This is a genomic window from Bradyrhizobium manausense (assembly GCF_001440035.1).
Classification (GTDB): Bacteria; Pseudomonadota; Alphaproteobacteria; order Rhizobiales; family Xanthobacteraceae; genus Bradyrhizobium; species Bradyrhizobium manausense.
This window is the reverse complement of the sequence record NZ_LJYG01000016.1, coordinates 131,633-131,863: the sequence shown is the minus strand read 5'-3', so window position 1 is coordinate 131,863 and position 231 is coordinate 131,633. Positions and strand designations below refer to the sequence as shown.

General features: G+C 68.4%; 1 pseudogene. It reads left to right on the top strand.

From position 1 onward, the window contains the following. Positions 1–182, top strand: a pseudogene (gene glmM / locus AOQ71_RS47050) (phosphoglucosamine mutase); the annotation flags it as partial. Positions 183–231 lie beyond the last annotated feature (49 nt).

Genomic DNA, 231 nt, shown 5'->3' with positions numbered 1-231 from the left:
ATTCCGACGTCAAGTCGGCGATCTCCGACGGCGAGAAGCGCCTCAACGGCCATGGCCGCCTCTTGATCCGCTCCTCCGGCACCGAGCCCGTGATCCGCGTCATGGGCGAGGGCGAGGACCGCATCCTGGTCGAGGACATCGTCGACACCATCGTCACCGCGCTGGGCCAGGCCGCGGCCTGAACTCCAAGCACACTGCCGTAGGGGGGGTAGCTTGCGGTCGCGCGAAGCG